This window comes from Sphingopyxis sp. H053 (genome assembly GCF_001468225.1).
Lineage (GTDB): Bacteria > Pseudomonadota > Alphaproteobacteria > Sphingomonadales > Sphingomonadaceae > Sphingopyxis.
In genome coordinates this window covers 39,109-57,949 of record NZ_LNRU01000009.1, presented here as the reverse complement: position 1 = coordinate 57,949, position 18,841 = coordinate 39,109, and the positions used below count along the sequence as shown (strand labels likewise).

Annotated in this window: 17 protein-coding genes; 6 read left to right on the top strand and 11 right to left on the bottom strand. The window is 58.6% G+C overall.

From position 1 onward, the window contains the following. Window positions 1–83 precede the first annotated feature (83 nt). A complete protein-coding gene (locus tag ATE70_RS17595; RefSeq protein WP_037557615.1) occupies window positions 84–1,388 on the bottom strand; it encodes a hypothetical protein in 1,305 nt (434 codons plus the stop codon). Continuing rightward, window positions 1,385–2,062: a GntR family transcriptional regulator gene (locus ATE70_RS17590; protein WP_197411506.1), complete on the bottom strand. Its 678-nt coding sequence runs from the start codon at window positions 2,060–2,062 to the stop codon at window positions 1,385–1,387. Before ATE70_RS17590 ends, ATE70_RS17595 begins: the two co-directional genes overlap by 4 nt. A gap of 196 nt (window positions 2,063–2,258) precedes the next feature. Between ATE70_RS17590 and ATE70_RS17585 the strand changes: the two genes are divergently transcribed. The 3 genes from ATE70_RS17585 (at window position 2,259) to ATE70_RS17575 (ending at window position 5,947) form a co-directional block, all read left to right on the top strand. Further along, complete coding sequence (locus ATE70_RS17585) at window positions 2,259–3,272, top strand: serine hydrolase domain-containing protein (protein WP_037557614.1); 1,014 nt, start codon at window positions 2,259–2,261, stop codon at window positions 3,270–3,272. Between the two features lie 477 nt (window positions 3,273–3,749). After that, window positions 3,750–5,102: an AMP-binding protein gene (locus ATE70_RS17580; protein ID WP_231732773.1), complete on the top strand. Its 1,353-nt coding sequence runs from the start codon at window positions 3,750–3,752 to the stop codon at window positions 5,100–5,102. 167 nt (window positions 5,103–5,269) lie between these two features. After that, a complete protein-coding gene (locus ATE70_RS17575; RefSeq protein ID WP_037557613.1) occupies window positions 5,270–5,947 on the top strand; it encodes a TetR/AcrR family transcriptional regulator in 678 nt (225 codons plus the stop codon). Between the two features lie 59 nt (window positions 5,948–6,006). Here the strand turns inward: ATE70_RS17575 and ATE70_RS17570 are convergent, their stop codons facing one another. From ATE70_RS17570 to ATE70_RS17540, 7 genes are all read right to left on the bottom strand, one after another. Further along, window positions 6,007–6,618 (bottom strand): ABC-type transport auxiliary lipoprotein family protein, encoded by a 612-nt coding sequence (locus tag ATE70_RS17570; protein ID WP_058801017.1) that lies wholly within the window; start codon window positions 6,616–6,618, stop codon window positions 6,007–6,009. Continuing rightward, on the bottom strand, window positions 6,615–7,523 hold the full coding sequence (locus ATE70_RS17565) for an MlaD family protein (protein ID WP_037557611.1): 909 nt from the start codon (window positions 7,521–7,523) through the stop codon (window positions 6,615–6,617). The genes ATE70_RS17570 and ATE70_RS17565 overlap by 4 nt, the downstream gene beginning before the upstream one ends. Then, entirely contained in the window at window positions 7,523–8,290 is a 768-nt protein-coding gene (locus tag ATE70_RS17560; RefSeq protein WP_037557610.1) for an ABC transporter ATP-binding protein, read from the bottom strand. Before ATE70_RS17560 ends, ATE70_RS17565 begins: the two co-directional genes overlap by 1 nt. Beyond that, window positions 8,287–9,387, bottom strand: a complete 1,101-nt coding sequence (locus ATE70_RS17555; RefSeq protein ID WP_037557609.1) for an MlaE family ABC transporter permease — start codon at window positions 9,385–9,387, stop codon at window positions 8,287–8,289. The genes ATE70_RS17560 and ATE70_RS17555 overlap by 4 nt, the downstream gene beginning before the upstream one ends. A gap of 355 nt (window positions 9,388–9,742) precedes the next feature. Then, window positions 9,743–11,206, bottom strand: a complete 1,464-nt coding sequence (locus ATE70_RS17550; RefSeq protein WP_037557608.1) for an efflux transporter outer membrane subunit — start codon at window positions 11,204–11,206, stop codon at window positions 9,743–9,745. Window positions 11,207–11,213: 7 nt separating this feature from the next. After that, on the bottom strand, window positions 11,214–12,785 hold the full coding sequence (locus tag ATE70_RS17545; RefSeq protein WP_137752007.1) for an MDR family MFS transporter: 1,572 nt from the start codon (window positions 12,783–12,785) through the stop codon (window positions 11,214–11,216). Beyond that, the gene (locus tag ATE70_RS17540) at window positions 12,782–13,909 is read right to left on the bottom strand and encodes an HlyD family secretion protein (protein ID WP_037557697.1); all 1,128 of its coding nucleotides are present in this window, start codon (window positions 13,907–13,909) and stop codon (window positions 12,782–12,784) included. The genes ATE70_RS17545 and ATE70_RS17540 overlap by 4 nt, the downstream gene beginning before the upstream one ends. Window positions 13,910–14,040: 131 nt before the next feature. Between ATE70_RS17540 and ATE70_RS17535 the strand changes: the two genes are divergently transcribed. From ATE70_RS17535 to ATE70_RS24390, 3 genes are read left to right on the top strand one after another with little or no spacing between them, the layout of a single operon-like run. Further along, the gene (locus ATE70_RS17535) at window positions 14,041–14,529 is read left to right on the top strand and encodes a MarR family winged helix-turn-helix transcriptional regulator (RefSeq protein ID WP_052182484.1); all 489 of its coding nucleotides are present in this window, start codon (window positions 14,041–14,043) and stop codon (window positions 14,527–14,529) included. 5 nt (window positions 14,530–14,534) lie between these two features. Beyond that, window positions 14,535–16,124 (top strand): ABC1 kinase family protein, encoded by a 1,590-nt coding sequence (locus tag ATE70_RS17530; protein WP_037557607.1) that lies wholly within the window; start codon window positions 14,535–14,537, stop codon window positions 16,122–16,124. A 60-nt stretch (window positions 16,125–16,184) separates the two neighbouring features. Next, window positions 16,185–16,958 carry an NUDIX domain-containing protein gene (locus ATE70_RS24390; protein WP_197410089.1) on the top strand — a complete coding sequence of 258 codons (774 nt, stop codon included), beginning with the start codon at window positions 16,185–16,187 and terminating at the stop codon, window positions 16,956–16,958. A gap of 171 nt (window positions 16,959–17,129) precedes the next feature. Here the strand turns inward: ATE70_RS24390 and ATE70_RS24385 are convergent, their stop codons facing one another. Together ATE70_RS24385 and ATE70_RS17515 are read right to left on the bottom strand one after the other, a co-directional pair. Beyond that, window positions 17,130–17,486 (bottom strand): 2Fe-2S iron-sulfur cluster-binding protein, encoded by a 357-nt coding sequence (locus ATE70_RS24385; RefSeq protein ID WP_231729244.1) that lies wholly within the window; start codon window positions 17,484–17,486, stop codon window positions 17,130–17,132. Continuing rightward, complete coding sequence (locus ATE70_RS17515) at window positions 17,487–18,749, bottom strand: cytochrome P450 (protein ID WP_037557605.1); 1,263 nt, start codon at window positions 18,747–18,749, stop codon at window positions 17,487–17,489. It lies immediately after the preceding gene. Window positions 18,750–18,841 lie beyond the last annotated feature (92 nt).

Sequence of the window (18,841 nt, the reverse complement as noted above, 5' to 3'; positions counted from 1 at the left end):
GCAATTATTATCGATAATTTTGTGCAGAAAACGCGAGCGAGTCAAGCCGGAAAGCGCAATGTCATTGCACGTGGGTCACGGGTTTAGGAGACGACGGCGCTCAGCAGGTCGCGGACGCCCCGCGCCGTAGCGGCAAGCGGGTCAGGTGTGACGGTAGATAAATCGTCGGTCACAGCGTGGTGATGACGGTGTGCGCCAAAGATGCCAGCATGACGTGTGTAGCCGGCCTTTATCACTTCCGAGAGTTCGCCCGCTGTGCCTTCCGCCGAAGGATAGGCCATTTCCAACCCTGGCTGGCCTTTGAATATCTCGCGCGCACGCGCAACGAATTCGGGCGATGTCATGAGAAAACGATAGGGATCGGCACTCGGCAGCGGCAGCAAGCGCCCCGGCATTTCCTGATAGTCACGTGCTGCGGCATTGGCGCCGAGATGCAACCAGAAAGCCGTCTCGCTGGGGGCTGGACCAAACTTGTCGGCGATATGGCTCGCACCGAGATTCTCATATTCATGCCCGCTGTTGCACAGAAAGAGCAGGCTGTGCTGGGGAAACGCTCGGGGCATCCAGTCGGCGAGCGCGAGCCACATCGCGATGCCCGGCCCCCGCTCGCCGGCGCAATCGGTCCAGCCTGAACGCGGCGTCGAGACGACGAGCCAAGGGCGGCCGGAGCGAACGAGTCGCCCGATTATATTCTGAGCTGCCCGAGCCCCACCGCGCCCGCGCAGCGCTAATTTCGCCGCGGCACCGTGGCGCGCGGCTTCAATCACCGGGGCGGCGAGTCGCGGCGCGAGCAAGGCAAGTGGCTTTTCCGATACGGGATGACCGGCCGGGACATTGAGGAGCAAGGCCTCGCCCGTCGGCCCGGTCGTAATGAGAATGACCCCGCTCGCACCGCGCGCAAGCGCATCGGCGAGCGGCTCGCGCGCTGCACGATCTACGAGGCTCGACCAGCGGCGGAAAGGCAGGCGCACTACGGCGATCGCGCCGTCGAGGCGTTCAGGAATTTCTGCGAGGCGCAGCGGCGCAGCGAGTCCAGCCTCGCCGGTTTCGATGGCGAGCGGTTGTGCGACGAGCGGTATCGTGATGTCGCCGAGCCTGAGGTCGCAGCGCGAGGCCTCGAACCAAGGCACGTCAAACGTCTGGCGTTCGACTTCGAATCCGGCACTGGACAGCCGCTTCGCTGTCCAGTCGGCGGTCCAACGATCGCCCTCGCCGCCCGACTGCTTGTTGCCGGCCTCGGTATAGCTTTGGACGTCGGTGAAGAGGCGTTCGGAGCCGAACATGGTCAAATCCCGAGATACAGCGGCAGCGGAGTTAACCTGCAATGCGATCGGCGCCGCGAGGCCCGCCTTAAGCAACGTGCGGCGGTCGGTCGGGAGGCGGCTCATGTCACTTTTGCGCGGCGGCGGCTGGGCTTAGTCTTTGCGTGCCGGGCCTTATATTCCTCGAGTGCGCGCCCGAAACTATTCTGAGTAACGCCGATCAGATCGCGCGCCACCGCATCGGCGGCATCGCCATCGCGCGTGACGATATGGCGGCAAAGCGCGTCGTAGAGGATGGCCGATCGCTTCGCGGCGTCATTGCCATGCGTCTCGATATAGCTGTCGGTATAGACATTGTGCTGCCAGCGCGCGAGCAGCGCGACCCGGTCGAGGAGCTCCAGCGCGAGCGGCGCATTGCTCCGCTTGGCGATGAAGCGGCCGATGCGGTTCGAGACTTTGATATGCTCGAACGTATTTTCGGTGCGCTGGGTGACATCCTTATATTCGACCAGACGGTGCATCAGTTCGCGCCCGTCGCGATCCGTCATCTCGACCGCAGCCAGGCGGCAAACTACACCGAACAGGGATTTCCACAGCTCATAGACCTCGTTCGCGGCATGCTCGTCGATATCGATCACATAGGTTCCGCGCCACGGGACCACCTTCACGAGACCGATCCGCGCAAGATGACGGAATGCTTCGCGCACGGGCGCATGGCTCACCCCGAAGCGCGCGGCGATTTCGCGCTCGCGCAGCCACGATCCCGGCTGGATGCGCCATTCGACGATGTCGTCAGTCAAGAGACGCGCAATGACGCGGTCTTGAGTCGGTGCACTGTCGTCTTCGGTCTTCGTCGCGCCCATTTCTCTCCGTTCGGCTTTCCCTGCTACCGGCACCATCCTAATCGGACAGTGCACGCGAGCAATCGATGATTGCGAATGAAATTATTATCGATAATATCGAGAATGACAAGCACCAGAAAATGGGAGTCGGAACTTGAAGCGCACCATCCTCTTTTTCGCAGCAGCCGTTGCGGCACAGCCGGCCACGGCAGGCGAACCCGCTCCTCTTCCCGGCTGTGCCGCGGCGATCGCCTATTCCGAGGCAAACTCTGGCGTGGCGCTGCTGATCCTTGAGGATGGCGAGGTTCGATGCCGTTCTGCAGATATTGCGACACCGCAGGAACTCTGGTCGGGCACCAAGAGTCTTGTCGGGCTGATGGCGGCGGCGGCCGTACAGGACGGGCTTTTGACGCTCGACGAGCGGGCATCAGAGACGCTCGCTGAGTGGAAGGGCGACGCCGAAAAGGAACAGATCACGCTTCGCCAACTGCTGTCGATGACAGGTGGTCAGGCCTCAACCGTCGGGAGACCCCAAGGGTATTTGGACTCGGTCAAGGCACCGCTCGCGGCGGCACCGGGCGGGAAATTCCAGTATGGCCCTGCTCCGATGCAAGTCGTCGGCGAAATCATGCGCCGAAAGCTCGTCGCCAAAGGCGAGGACGGCAACCCTCGCCATTATATCGAGCGTCGCATTCTAATGCCGCTAGGCGTAACGGTCGGCGATTGGCGCAGCGGCCCCGATGGCGCACCGCTCATGCCGCAGGGCCTAGTGCTGGCCGCATCCGAGTGGGCGAAGATCGGCGAGTTCGTCCGCGGGGGCGGAAAGCTCGAAGGCAGGCCACTTGTCGACGAAGCGACATTCGGCGAGATGTTCCAGGGTAGCCAGGTCAATCCTGCCTACGGTCTCACTTGGTGGCTACCCCGTAGCACGCCGGCTGTCGATATTGTTACTCGGTCCACCGATATCACCAGTCATGCCGCCGAACTACCGGCGGATATGGTCGTCGCCGCCGGCGCGGGCGATCAACGCCTCTATATCATTCCGTCGCTTCGGCTTACGATCGTGAGGCAGGCGAAACTCGACATTGCCGCCTTAGCGGCGGGGAAAAAAGGTGATTGGTCCGATTGGCGGTTCCTGTCGCTGTTGCTGAAACCAGCGAGTGAATAATTTGAAACGCGGGCGAGAACATCTCGGGGGCGATCGAACCTAAGCCGTGCCGCTGCAATATGATCATTGAGAATTGCTGGCTGAATGCAATCGCGGCCCGTGGAGTTTGCCCATGGGCCAGCATGATGACGGTCATTGACAGCCAGCGCGGCGATCGGAACCGAGAGGCGGAACCGTGCGCGCGACGGCGCAGTGGGGCGAAGAAGGATGCAGCATGTTGCGGGGATTGATGCAGGACGCGCCGCTGCTGATCAGCGGAATATTGGAATATGCAGCGCGCGCGCACGGCAAGAGGGAGATCGTCTCGAAGGCTGTCGTGGAGCCGGTTTGGCGGTATGACTGGCACCGCTGCGATCAGCGTGCGCGTCAGGCTGCGCAGGCCCTTGGCGTCCTCGGGATTGCGACGGGCGACGGCGTCTCCTCGCTCGCCTGGAACACTCCCACCGCCACCTCGAACTCTTCTATGCGGCGCCGGGCATGGGCGCCGTATTGCACACCGCCAACCCGCGTCTCAGCGACAAGCAGATCGCCTTCACTATCGCTCATGCAGGGAGCCGCATTCTCTTCTTCGAGCCCAATCTAGCCGAGCTCGTCGCACGGCTGCGTCCTCTCCTTCCGGGTATCGAGCGCTATGTCCTTCTCGCGGAGCGCGGAACGATCGCGCCAGATGTTGCCGACACGTTGAACTACGAAGCGTTGCTGGCAAGCGAGGACGGAGCCCTCACCTGGATGAGCTTCGATGAAAAGGCAGCCGCATTTCTTTGCTACACTTCGGGGACGACGGGCGACCCCAAGGGCGTCCTATACAGCCACCGCTCAATCGTTCTTCACGGGATGGCGGCCGGTCTAAGCAGTGCCTTCGGGTTCAGCGCTTTTGATGTCATCATGCCCTGCTCGTCCATGTATCATGCAACGGCATGGGGACTTCCCTTCACGGCAGCGATCAACGGCTGCAAGCTAGTGCTTCCTTGTGACAGGATGGACGGTGCCAGTCTTGCCGACCTGATCAACGAAGAGGGCGTCACCTTTTCGGGTGGTGTGCCGACGATCTGGACCTTGTACCTCGCTCATCTCGACACTACGGGGACGGGGGTCGGCAATCTCAAGCGCCTCGTGATTGGGGGCTCGGCCGTCCCCCGGGCGATGGCCGAGACATTCCGAGCCAAATATGGTGTCACTGTGCTGCAGCTCTGGGGCATGACCGAAACCAATCCGCTCGGCGTGATTTCGACGCCCTCCCCGCTCCTGATGGCCGAAGGCGAGGATTTCGCGAACGACCTCCCGCTGACGAAGCAGGGTCGCATGCAATTTGGCATCGAACTGCGCATTATCGACGGCGATGGCACGCCGCTCCCCTGGGACGGTGAGCAGGCGGGTGCGCTCCAGGTCCGCGGACCGTGGGTCGTCGATCGCTATTTCCCCGATATTGAGGGCGCCGGGAGCGATGGCTGGTACGACACCGGGGACATCGGTACGATCGATCGCTTCGGCTTTCTCCGGCTGACCGACCGCGAGAAAGATGTGATCAAGTCCGGGGGCGAATGGATCAGCTCGATTGATATCGAGAATGCGGCGGTTGGGTACCCCGGCGTCCGGGTCCCGGCGGTCGTTGGCGTATATCATCCAAAATGGGAAGAGCGCCCCCTTCTCGTGATCGAAACGCATGAAGGTCAAGCCGTCACAGCCGACGCAATTCGCGCGCATCTGGAGACGAAGGTTGTTCGTTGGTGGCTGCCGGACGACATCCTGTTCGCGACAGTACCGCTCACTGCAACGGGAAAGATCGACAAAAAGGCCTTACGCGAAGCGTATCGTAACCAACTCGCCTAGATGAGATCACACTGCGTCCATTCCGTGCGAATGGCAGCGATCCTTTCAGGCGGGATAATTTCAGCGGGCCTCGTGAGTCTTGCATAAGCCCGGGCAATCTCGGTCGGGCTGTCCAAGGCAAAGCGCTCTACGCTTGCAGCGCGGTCAAGGTATGGCCAAGATGAGGCATGGCGTCGACCCAAAAAACCAAAGAACCAGCTTCCGGACGAACAGGGAGGCCCACTCGACAAGCCTCGCAAGCACTTTCGAGGAAAATTCTCCGTGTCGCCCGCGATGTCTTCTTTGCCGACGGATTCGGTCGTTCAACGGCTGAACGGATTGCTGCAAAAGCAGGCATCTCCAAGCGCACGTTGTACGCCCGTTACGGGGACAAAAAGCTGCTTTTCGAAGCGGCAATACTCATGGAAATCGAGGATCGGCTCTCCTTCCTTGAACAGCACGTTCCCGAACATGGCGACGTTCGGCTCGAGCTTGAAGAGCTGTCCGATGAACTGCTATCCTGGATGCTTACCGACATTCACGTCGCGTTGGAACGCGTTGTAATGGCTGAGGCTGCACGTTTTCCCGCTTTAGCGCGAAACCTTTACGAATTCGGCGTAGGACGCACGACGAGATTGGTGGCAGAGGTCTTGCGCAAAGCCGAGGAGAGGGGAGAAATCAGGGTGTCAGACGCGAATTTTGCTGCGGAGCAGTTTATCTCCAGCGTCATTTTGTCACCTTTTCGTCGGGCCGCTCTTGGAGTGGGAGTGACCAGTCACAATGAAACCTCTTCAGCCCGAATGAGGCAAGCTGTCGATCTATTTGTGTACGGCTGCCGCCCCTCCCTGAAGGGGAGCCACCCATAACATTCCCGCTTCATCTTGGGCTGGGCCGTTGTCCCGACTAAGTTTCCATTGGCTTCACGCTAGTTGATCGCCGCAGCCGTCCAACTCGCGATTTCGTCGGCCATTTCAAGGCTCGCGCGATCAAAGGCTTCGACGATACTCGAAACGCTATTTGCACTTGCTGACCTATCAAGGACGATGCGCGTGACTGCCAGTGGTTCCGATTCTTTGGATCGGCTTAGTTCCACTTGCGCGGCGATGCGAATGATCGGGGCCGCGTCGGGCCCCTGGTCGTAATAGGCTGCAAAAGAAGAAAGCCGTGCGGATAGGACGTAATGATCGGAAGCAACGCTCTGGACAGGGATATATGCGTGATCGATTTTGCGCGCTACGCTTCCGGCAATAGCCTCGCGGATCATCTCGGGCGCAGGCCTCATCCACCGTGCTTTGGCCAGATACGTGACTTCGCGATTCTCGATCGTGAGGATCCTGTCTCCATCGGCCCCAGGCGGAAGCGTCGGTCGCGTAATATACACCGGAATCCACTGTCGTGCAATTTCACGCTCCGGTACGGGCGTGCTACTGATCCGGTACAACGTCGATTTGCCGCCAGTTCCCAGAATATTCCCGCAACCAGAAAGGCAAATTAGCGCGCCCATCAGCAAAAACATTCTTGCAGAGATCGTTTTCATTGGGGGAGCTTCCTTTCACGAGGGGTCCGTCGTAGCTGGCCGGCGAGCTGCTCGATTTCCTGCGCCGCGCTATCGAGCGATTTCAAAGTTGCAGCAATCCCGGAGCCGTCGGGCGCCGCCAATCCACTCGCGGCGTCATCAAGCCTGTGAATGACCACCCTCGCCTCGGCGATCCCCTCTCGAAGATCTCGAGCGGCTGCCGAGACATCGGCAAACGTCTTGCGACCGTCGCCATCGATCGCCGTGCGCGCCGATGCGGCCGCGGCCTCGATATCGGCCGCCGCCCGGTCCAGGCGTGCAAACGCTTGTTCAGCCTTGCTGAACATTCCGCGACTAGATCGCAATTCCGCCGTGGTAGCTGTTACATTCGCAATAGCAGCCGAAACATTTTCGATATTCTCGTCGGACAAGGTCCGGTTGACCCTTTCCAGGGCCTGCGAAGCATCCGCCAACAATGCGCCACCTCCATCCATCAGGGATTGTAGCGAACTTTTTTCCGCCTTAATCACTGGGAGCGCTTCCTTGGAAACCTCCTTCAACAACGGCTTAGAGGGCGTCCCCGCACTGATCTGGATGTAGCTTCCGCCGGTTATGCCTTGCGACTCCGTCGCGGCGGTAGAATCGACGCGCACAGGCGTATCCTCGCGCAGGCGCACTCCTGCAAGCACCCTGTTTGGATTTCTGGGATCAAGACTAATACGCGTGATTTCTCCCACCGGAATTCCGTTGAACTGCACCTCGCCTCCCTCGCTCAGCCCGCGGACAGGACCATCGAAAATGATCCGATACTCGTCGAAATCACGCGCGAATTGGGATTGACCGAGCCAGAGGATGAAGCCGAAAGCCGCCGCTAGCAGAGCCAGCGTCAGGCCCCCAATCAGACCGTAGTTCGCGTCGCGTTCCATTAGCGGTTCCTTTCCTTGGCGCGCTCCGCCCGCCCTCCCAAAAACGCCCTGATCCAAGGATGGTCAGACCTCTCAAGTTCCGCGATTGGCGAAACCTCGACAATTTTCTGATCCGCAACCACGGCCACGCGGTCGCTGATGGAATACAGGCTGTCGAGATCATGGGTCACCATCACGACAGTAAGCCCCAGCGTGTCGCTCAGCGTCCGTATCAGCTGGTCAAATTCCGCGGCTGCGATCGGGTCGAGGCCCGAAGTGGGTTCGTCAAGGAACAGCAATTCTGGATCGAGCGCCAAGGCCCTCGCTACGCTTACACGTTTTCGCATTCCGCCTGAAAGTTCAGCGGGCATTTGCCGGCCCACCTCGGCATCGAGTCCGACAAGGCCGATTTTCATCAGAGCCACGGCCTCGAGCCACGGCTCTCTAAGACGGGTATGTTCGATGAGAGGAGCCTCGACATTTTCTTGCACACTAAGAGAAGAAAAAAGCGCGCCATTTTGAAACATGACGCCAATTCGGTGATTAATTTCCGTACGATCAAAGCGACTCCCAATTTTTTTCTGAAAGATTTCGATTGTCCCATGGCTAGGCGCAATCAGGCCCAAAATGGTGTTCATCAGGACGGATTTTCCACTACCGGACCCTCCGACGACACCAAGAATCTCGCCACGATGGACTTCTAGGTTCAAATCCTGGTGGATAATGTGATCGCCAAATCGGGTTTTAAGATTCTCCACCCGAATAACGACGTCCGGATCGCAAATCATATTTCGAGCACGTTGAAGAGAATTGCAAAGGCGGCATCCAGAAGGATGATTGCGAATAGCGCTTGGACAACGGCGACGGTCACCCGCCCGCCCAGATCCTCAACATCTCCGCGTACCGAAAGGCCGTGGCGACATCCGGCAAGCGCAATCACAATGGCCAGCACCGGTACTTTTGCCATTCCAACCCAGAAGTGTCGGATATCGACCGCAGCCGAGAGTCGTTCGGCGAAATATGTCGGGCTCACGTCGAGTATGCCCCAGCTGACGACAAGCCCGCCGGCCAACCCAGCCAGCATGGCAACAATCGCCAGGAGGGGCATAATTACAAGCAATGCCAATACGCGTGGCACAACCAGCGCGTCGAACAGGTCGATGCCCATCACCTTCATTGCCTGCGTCTCTTGATTCATTCGCATTGCGCCGATCTGGGCCGCGAAAGTGGAAGCGGACCGACCGGCAAGTAGTATCGCGGGAATGAGGACGCCGAACTCGCGGAGGACGGATATGCCAACCAGTTCGACGACCAGTTCCGATGCACCCAATGTCTTGAGCAGATCGCTTCCTATGAGAGCCACTACTGCGCCGATAAAGAATGTCATGATCGCTATGAGTGGCAGCGCATCGAAGCCGGCCTTCTGAATTGACGACGCCAGTGCGATCAGTCGCATCCTTTTGGGATGTGCAAGAGATTTCATGAGCGCCACCTCAAGTTGCCCGAGAAATCGAGCGCTTGCGCCGATTTCCTGGACAGCTCGATAAACTTTTTGGCCAAGACGCACGTGAAATGGGGGAGTTTTGATAGACGGGACATCGCGGTCGGCCATGGCCGAGCCCACCAGCGCGAACAGATCAGCAAGATTGGCGGGCAGGTCTGCGGTAAATGCCGCATTGGGTGCGAGAGTCAGGATGGCGAGCGCGCCTGCGCTGTCTATCCTTCCCAGGTTTCCGAAGTCGCTTGAGAAGGAGAGGTTCGAGGGACTCAGAACATGCCCGGAAAGGCCTGCGATCGAAATCGCTGTCCAGTCACCTTCAACGACCAACGTTGAAATGCCATCTCCTTCGCGAACGAAGATGTTCGGTGCTGTGCGCGCATTCATCGCAGCAAGTCTCCAACCGGTGTCGGGAGAGCGGATCGCCCGTGGCAACTTCCTCTCCCATAGCCCGTCGTCGAGCGGATCATGCCAGCAAGCGGGACCACTGACCCCACACATTTAACCATGCCGATCCACACATCGCGCCTTGCCTCAATGACATTATGTAGACGTCAGCGTAGCGTTATATCAGGTCGCTTGCAAGGAGTATGCTGCGCACAAATCGGCCGACAGATCGTTTGAATAAGCACAGGATACTCTTGCTAAGGTTAGATAAAATTGTCAGGTGAAATCCCTATGAGATTCTTTCTGAACCGATATCGCACCTTGGAGTTTATATTAACAACACTCGTAGGTGACATTAAATCTTTGCTTGCATTTGCCATCCCAGGCCGAGTGATTTTTGCAGGGCGATCCATGACAGCGTGAGCGCCGCCTTTCCCCGGACGAGGTCGGTTGCCGCCTGCTCCTGTTTGCGAAGCGTGCGATTTAGGTCAGCGCGCGAGATCACTCCGCCGGCAAATCGTTGTCGATCAAGATCGGCTGCGCCATCTGCCTGGGACTTGATCTGCGCGAACGCCACCAGGGCAGAGCGCTGCTGGCCAAAGCGCGACAACGCGCGCTCGGCGTCCTGAAGTGCAGAAAGCACTGTCTGTCGATAGTTGGCAACCGCCTCGGCACGGGCGGCGCTCGCCTGATCGACCGAGGCATCGACCCTTCCGAAATCGAGGAAGTTCCACTGCAGCTGCGGAATAGCGAGAATTGACGGGTTGCTCACATCAAAGAGATCGTCTGGCGACGTTCCGCCAAGTCCCAAGATTCCCATGAATGACAGCTTCGGAAATCGTGCGGCCTCCGCAACACCGATCCGAGCCGTTGCTGCCGCCAGGCTGCGTTCGGCCGCGCGGATGTCGGGCCGACGTGCGACAAGGTTTGAGGGGTCGCCCACCGCGACCTGTTCCGGCGGGAGGGGAACATCGAAGATCTGTTTCAGCGCTTCGTCCGTTGTCCCTGGGATCTGCCCAGCTAAAATGGCAAGCGCATCGAGCAATACCGCCGTGTCAGCTTCGGCCTCGGCGAGCTGAGACTTGAGCAACTCGAGCTCGGCATTTGCATTGCCGAGAGGGAACAGGGGCAAAACGCCTTGCTGATACCGTTGATAGGTTAGCGAGAGGATTTGATGCTGCAACTCGCACTCGGTTCGGTACGCTTTGGCTCGAAACTGGGCCTCGCGCAGGTTGACATAGGCATTGGCGACTTCGGCGGTCAGCTGGACCTTGGCATCCTCCACATTGGCAACCGCTGCCGCTGCCTGAGCGTTGCCGGCCTCGATCCGTCGCTGCGTTCCTCCTGCGAAATCCAGCTCCCAGTTAGCGTTGAGCCCGAGATTGTAGACACTGAGGCTATCATCCGCCTGTCCCTGCGGACTAACAGGCGCGCTCGCCGAAGGCGGGGCACTGTTCTGAATATCAAGGCCCGGCAAGCGGCCCTGAATAGCCGTCGCCTGGGTTCCAAGCGTCGGAAATCTTCCGGCCTTCTCCTGTCTCACGGATGCCCGCGCCTGCGCGATCCGCGCTTGCGCAGCCTGAAGCGAAGGATTGTCCGATAACGCGGCCTCGATAAGCCTGTTCAATTCCGGATCGTTCAAAAGGAGCCACCAATCTGCCAGCTCGGGCTCGGCATCGCTGACGTTACCGCCGGCACGGACAAAGCCGTCATTTCGGTTCGCCGAGAATACTTCTGGAGGCCCGGCGTAGTCTGGGCCCGCGACACAACCGGCCAGCAGAAACGAGGCGAGAAGCGATATTACAGATTTTTTTATCATATCAGGCTCAGTGCATCGAAAGGGAAACATTCCTGGGAAGCGGCTTCAAAAAGATGACCAAAGGAACGGTCATCAAGGTTAGGACGCCCATCGCCAAGAACACATCATTGTAGGTCATTACGAACGCGTCCCGCTGGATGGTCCGGCCTAGCATCGACATGGCACCCTCCATCCCGCCGAAGCTTTTCGCGAGTTCATCAAGATAAATCTGGAGCGAAACACTGTTGGCATTCAGCGTTTCTTCCATGCGCCGGCTATGGTGCCAGATCCGCTGGTCCTGAAACGAAGCCAGTCCGGCCAAAGCGAAAGATCCTCCGAGATTTCGAGCGGCGTTAAAAATACCGGAGGCATCGCCAGCATCTGTATTTGCCACTGAGGCTACGGTAGCCTGGTTCAGGAACATCATGGACAGAATCATGCCAACACCCCGAATAAGCTGGCTTTCGATGAATACGGCGCCCCCGGATTCCGCGGTGAGGCTTATGCTGACGAAACAGCTGGCCGCCATCAGAAGCATTGCGACTCCGACGGCAATGCGGATGTGGAGCCTACGGATCATTAAGGGCAGGATCGGCATAAGCACAAAGGCCGGAATACCCATCCAAAATATAACGAGCCCGGTTTGAAAAGCGTTATAATCCGATATGATCGCAAGAAATTGGGGAATGACGTAGGTCGAACCATACATCACCATTCCCAAGGCGAGAGCCATCACCGCAACGCTTCCGAATTGGCGATTGAGAAGGAGGCGGAGTTTCAGGACGGGCTTGGACGCATTCAGCTGCCCGTAGATCAGTGAAGCGAAACCGATGACGGCAATGAGGGCCAGCCAGCGAATAAGAGCGGATTCAAACCATTCCTCGCGATGCCCCTCCTCAAGCAACACAGTCAAAGCGCCCAACCCCAGAATCAGGCCGGCAATGCCCGCCCAATCAGCATCGGTCAGATACTCCCACTTCGGCTCTTCGTGAGGAAGCCCGACGAATAGCAGCAGCAGCAGCACAGCGCAGATTGGAACATTGACAAAGAAGGCATAGTGCCAGCTCAAATTTTCGGTCAGCCAGCCACCGATCAGCGGCCCCATGACCGGACCCAGAATCACTGTCATGCCGAACAGCGCCATGCCGATCGGCTGTTGATGGGGCGGCAATCTTTTCGCCACGATGGTCATCGCAGTCGGTATCAGCGCACCACCCATGAAACCCTGACCCGTGCGACCGATGATCATGGTCGTGAGGTCGGTCGCCATACCGCAAAGAATTGAAAAGCCGGTGAACGCGGAAACCGCAATGATGAGCAGATTTCGCAGTCCAAAAAGGCGTTCAAGCCAGGCGCTAAGCGGAATTACCACGATTTCGGCTACGAGAAATGCGGTGGCAATCCAGGTTCCCTCGGTGCCGCTGGCTCCGATTTCGCCCTGGATCACCGGAAGCGCGGAATTGACGATAGAGATATCGAGTGTTGCGAGCATGGCGCCAAGTGCGCCCGCTGCGACCGCTATCCACGCGGTGATATCGGCATTCCGCCTGTCTGCAGTCGGAGTACCAGAGGCGCTGTTCGATGCCAACTCGGCGGTCATTTGTCGGTACTCGAGATCTCTTTCAGCTCTCCGGCAGCATTTCGCGTGTCGACAACTGCCACAACCGACATGCCCGGGACGAGCAGACGACGCACTTTGGGCGAGGCTATTATCGCGATACGAACCGTTATCCGCTGAACAATCTTGGTGAAATTCCCTGTGGCGTTTTCGGGCGGCAGGATTGAAAATTCTGCTCCGGTTCCGGGGGAGATGCTCTCAACGCGTCCGGCAATCTCAAAGTCGGGAAGTGCGTCGACCTCGAGCTTGACCGGTTGCCCCGCCCGCAAAAGGCCGACCTGCGTCTCCTTGAAATTAGCGATGACGTAGATTTCGTTTACCGGAACCACCGTCATCAATCGCTGGCCGGGCTGAACGAATTGGCCGACCCTTACTGTTAGATCGCCAACGCGACCTCCCTTGCTGGCTCGCAGCAGGGTCGATGTGACATCTAGGTCGGCCGCTTCCAGCTGCGCGCGGGCCGCGTCAGCTTGGGCTTCGGTCTGGTCGATCTGTTTGAACAAGGTGGCCCTCCGACCGTTGGCGGCAGAGACTGCTGCCTGGGCAGCAACAAAGTCGGCGTGCGCTTGCTGCGCCTGTGTCTCATATTGTTGAAGCTTTTCTCGCGGCTCCGCACCGGTCGCGGCGAGGGGGCGATACCTCGCTACCTGCTCATTGGCGAGGTCGAGCGCCGCGCGCTTGGCGGCGAGTTGGGCCCGCGCCTGTCGAATCGCTGAGTCCTGTTCGGTTACTTGCGAGCGGATTGTGTCGGCGCCGGCCAGCGTCGCCGCAATCTGCGCACGCGCCTGTTGCGCCTGGGCTCTATAATCTCGCACATCCAGTTGCACGAGCGCCTCGCCGGGACTGACCCACCCGTTCTCAGAGACGAGCACCGCGTCCACGTATCCGGCCACTTTTGATGAAACCACAACGCTGTCGGCCGCGACATAGGCGTTGTCGGTCGACTGCATGTACTGCCCATAGGTGACATGCCTGTAATACCACCAACCACCTGCAATCAGCGCAGCAGTGATGGCTATGATGAGGATGAGGCGAAATTTGGGTTGCGATTTCAGGCTGGATGCGGGCGCGCGATCCTGTTCCCGCTCATTTGGTTCGTCGGTCATCTGCCTCTTTCGAAGGATTTTGGACATGTGCTAAGTCGCTTCATGGCGTGGCGTAGACCGTTCCATCCAGTTAGTAAAATCGTTTAGTAATTTGCGTTTTGGCATTCCCACGAAACGGACTAGGCAGCGGTATGAACGCAAATCTCGACACAATGCCGCCACGGCTTCGCGAAGGCGCCCTCACCGACGACGACCGTATGCTATATTTGATGGACGAGATTAGTCGGGGGGCGAGGCGCGCTTATGACGCACGGATTGCCAAGAGCGGCCTCAATCAGACGCAGTGGCGCATCATCGGACAACTTCTCCGCGAACCATCGTTGACGCAGGCCGGAATTGCCAAGCGACTAGAGTTGGAATCCGCCACGATCGGTCAAGCCGTCGCTGGCCTTTGTGAGAAAGGATTGATGGAAAGGCGACGAGCCAAAACGGACGGCCGGGCATGGCAGCTCATCCTGACCCAGGAGCTCGACAGGTTGTTGCCCCAACTGAGAGAATCCGCGGACGGGCTGCATAGGGTCTTATGGCGGAACGCCACGCGCGACGAAAAACGGACGTTGCTGGACATTCTTGTGCGGATTGCGTCGAATCTCGATCAGAGCCGGACCGATGCGGAATAGGACATATGCCTGGGTTCCGAGATAAACCGATAGGAGACATCGCACGCGCCGCCGAGATAGGACAGATTCTTGTCCGGCACGGCGCCAAAAGCCTGGCGGGCGCGCTCGGCGTCATTCCGCATCCTGCCAATTCAATCGATCCAGGTGAATTGCGGCCGGCGGCGGTCGTCGCACTCCTGCGCGACATTGGTCCGGTCGGAATAAAGCTTGGACAGCTGCTGGCGACGCGCAGCGATCTGTTTTCCAGGTCCTGGATTGCTGCCTTCGCGACGCTCCACGATCAGGTTTCTCCGGTGCCATTCGAAGAAATCGAGCCCATCCTTGCCGCAAGCTGGGGAGCTGACTGGCGAGGGGAATTCACCCAATTCGATGAACAACCACTGGCTTCGGCTTCGGTAGCGCAGACCTACTCTGCTTCGCTGCTCGACGGCGCCGGCGTTATCATAAAGGTGCGGCGTCCGGGCACTGCTGCGCGAATGGAGGCCGATGTGCGGCTGCTGTCGCGCCTCGCCGCCGTTGCCGAGGATCGATCCCCTGAAATCGCCCGCTATCGCCCCGTAGAGTTCCTGCGAACCTTTGGCAGAAATCTTGCCTGGGAAATGGATCTGGCAGCCGAAGCTCGTGCATGCGAGCGTATCGGTGGCTATCTTGACACGCTTGGGATCAAGACTCCAACAATTCATTGGGAACTGACGGGGATACGGGTCAACGTCCAGGAGCGGCTGTATGGAACGCCCGCGTCTGCGCTCGAGGCCGGCTCGACCGACCCACGCGTGGCGGCGTTCGCGAGACAATATGCGAATGCAGTCCTGCGCATGATCATTCTGAATGGCGAATTCCATGGCGATCCGCATCCGGGCAATGTTTTCCTTATCGGGGAACAGGATGTGGGCTTTATCGACTTTGGATCGGTCGGCACTCTCACGAAGGCGAGACGCGAGGAGCTGGTGCGACTTGTCATGGCTATAGCCGACGAGGACACAGCCGACGTCGCGAACGTGTTGCTCGAATGGGCCGGAAATCCAAAAGTTGACCGTGATGGGCTCACCCAGAATTTGGACCAGCTGATAGGTGAATTCAGAGGAACCGTCCTTTCGGGGATTGAGTTCTCGCATATTTTCAGCCGCGTGTTCGATCTCCTGCGAGACTATCAGCTCGCACTTCCGCCTGATCTGGCGATCCTTCTTCGAACATTGCTCACGGCGGAGGGGTTTGCGCGTTCCTTTGCGCCTGGTTATAATATTGGGGAGGAAACACGCCCCATCATGTTGGAGCTGTTCGCGGAAAGATTCTCTCTCGGCCGAAATCAGCCCAATCTAAAAAAAGTTCGCCGAAAACTCCTCGCCTTGGCGGCGGTCATGCCCGACCTTCTCGATAACGCCGCCGTGATCGCCAAGTCCGGGTACGTGCCTGTCCAGATCGATCCGGCCAGTTTTGAACGGCTTGCAGCCATTCGCCGCGCGAGCCAGCCTGTCAAAGGTCCTGTGGCGGCCGCACTTATCGTCTCCGCGGCGCTGCTTGCGAATCAGTCCTGGGTGCTTGCAAGTGTTGCACTGGCTCTTGCCGGGTTGGTTCTTCTGCGCAAATGGCGATAAGATCGTTGCTCAGCCTGAACGGGCCAGCGTCCAATATCAGGCCAATTCAAACTGGAGTTTATGATGACCCTGCAGAAGCCAGTCAATCCGGTCCCCGCAGCCACCATGCTGTTGCTTCGCGACGAGCCGGAGTTCCAGGTGCTGATGGTCAAGCGGCATCACCAGATCGATTTTGCATCCGGCGCGCTGGTCTTTCCGGGTGGAAAGCCTTCTGCTGCCGATGAAGCGCCTGAATGGGCCGATTATTGCAGGGGTTGGAAAACGCTAGATCCTACGCAGCGCACCCTCCGGATTGCCGCGATTCGTGAAGCCTTTGAGGAAGCAGGCATCCTGCTGGCCGATCATCGCGACGGTAGCGAGTTCGAGGATATTTGCGATCTTGAAAGCCGCAAAGCCGTCGAGCGAGGCGAGCGCGAATTTTTCGACATTGTGCGTGAGGCCGATGTGCAACTGCGCCTTGATCGCCTGAGCGAGTTCGCGCGGTGGATCACGCCCAGCTTTATGCAAAAGCGCTTCGACACTCATTTCTTCGTCGTTCGCGCCCCAGAGCGCCAGATCGCAGCATGTGATGGATATGAAACCGTTGATGCGGAATGGCTTTCGCCAAGCAAAGCCCTGAAACTGGGTGTCAGCGGTGAACGAACGATCATCTTTCCTACGAGATTGAACCTGCAACTGCTAGCCGAAGCTGCGAGCGCAGACGATTGCGTCGCGCGGGCCAAGGCTCGCGAAATCGTGCCGGTCCTTCCAGAAGTCATCCAGCGAGACGGCACGAACATCCTCACTATTCCCGCCAACGCGGGATACGGCGCAGCGTATGAAATTTTAAGTTGAAAGGCACTGTTGGCACGCCCCCCTCGACTCGCGGGCGCACGAGAGCTAGGTCAGCACAGATCCGCCATTTGATGCTGGGACCTCTGAAAGGTAGCGAGTACCTCCTGGTTGAGCTCTACTCGCGATTTCAGACAGTCGAGCGTCGTGTGAAACACGCGTCACGCAGGCATGTCAGTATTGCTGCTCGGGAACATGCAGAATCAGACCTTCCACCAAGGGCTCGATGGGAATCTGGCAAGCGAGGCGACTATATTCGTTCGCCCCTTCCGCAAACTGCAGGAGGTCTGCCTCCGCACCGCCTTCGGCCAAGCGGCCGACCTTGTCGATCCAGGCCGGATCCACAAACACATGGCAGGTTGCACAAGCGCACACCCCGCCGCAATCACCGTCGATGCCCGGCACATCGTTGAACAGCGCCGCTTCGCGCGCTGTCTCACCTTCGGCTATGTCGACTGCCCTCCGCGTTCCATCGCTGGAAACGAACGTCACTTTGACCATATCAAGCTCCGCTTTTTTTGAATCAGCCAATCAGCGGGCGTGGAGCCTCACCGGCAGTTTCGTAATCCCTCGCACTAGGTTCGAGAACAGGCGCTCGGGTTCACCGGTCACTTCGATCTTCGCGAACCGCTTGTGGATCTCTTCCCAGATGATCCGTAGTTGCAGTTCTGCGAGCCGGTTGCCCATACAGCGATGAATGCCATAGCCGAAAGACAGATGATGCCGTGGGTTCTTACGGTCTATGATGAACTCGTCCGCCCTGTCGATGACCGTCTCGTCGCGGTTACCCGACAGGTACCACATCACAACCTTGTCGCCTTTTCTGATCTTCTTGCCGCCGATCTCCCAATCTTGCAGCGCCGTGCGGCGCATATGGGTCAGCGGTGTCTGCCAGCGGATGATCTCTGGCACCATGCTAGTGATGAGCCCAGGATCGTTATTCAATTTCAAATACGCGTCCGGGTTCTGGTTCAGTGCCAGGACACCACCGCTGATCGAGTTGCGCGTGGTGTCATTGCCGCCCACGATAAGCAGCAAGAGGTTGCCCAGAAACTCCAGGAAGGGCATGTCCCGTGTCGCCGGAGAATGCGCCATCATGGAGATCAGGTCATTCTTCGGCTCCGCATTGATGCGCTGCTCCCACAGACCCTTGAAATACATTGCGCATTCGATCAGCTCTGCGCGCCGCGCCTCATAGGATGCGACGATCCCAGTTTCAGGGGCGGCCGTTGTGACGTCGGACCAGCGCGTGAGCTTGCGGCGTTCCTCCCACGGGAAGTCGAACAGGGTCGCAAGGGTCATTGTGGTCAATTCGACCGCCACCTTATCAACCCAATCAATATCTTCGCCGACCGGCAAGTCGTCGAGGATTTGGCATGCTCGTTCGCGGATAGTTGGCTCAAGCAGCAGCAAGTTGGACGGCGCGACCGCACCAGTAACGGCCTTTCGTTGCTGGTTGTGCTTTGGTGGGTCCATCGCGATGAACATTTCAAGTTCAAGCGCGCTTTTCGCCGAGTGCATGTCCTCGATGGCGATACCGCCGAGCTTCGCCTCTGACGAAAATACCTTATGGTTGGTGTCCACGGCCATGATGTCGTCGAACTTTGTAATCGACCAATATGGTCCGACATAGCTTTCGCGGCAGTAGTGGACCGGCTCCTCTCGGCGAAGCCGCTCGAAGAACAGGCCGACCGTGTCTTTCTGGAAAAGGCTCGGACGCGCAACATCAATCTCGTCGATCGGGATGAAAGCGACCTTTTCGCGGATATTCGGCTCCACCATGTCGGTATCCATGTCGCGCCCTTCGTCGATAACAGCACAATTGCCCTACTTGAAATCGTAAATCCCTTCTGAGGCTCAGTCAATAATGCTTATAAGGTTTTATC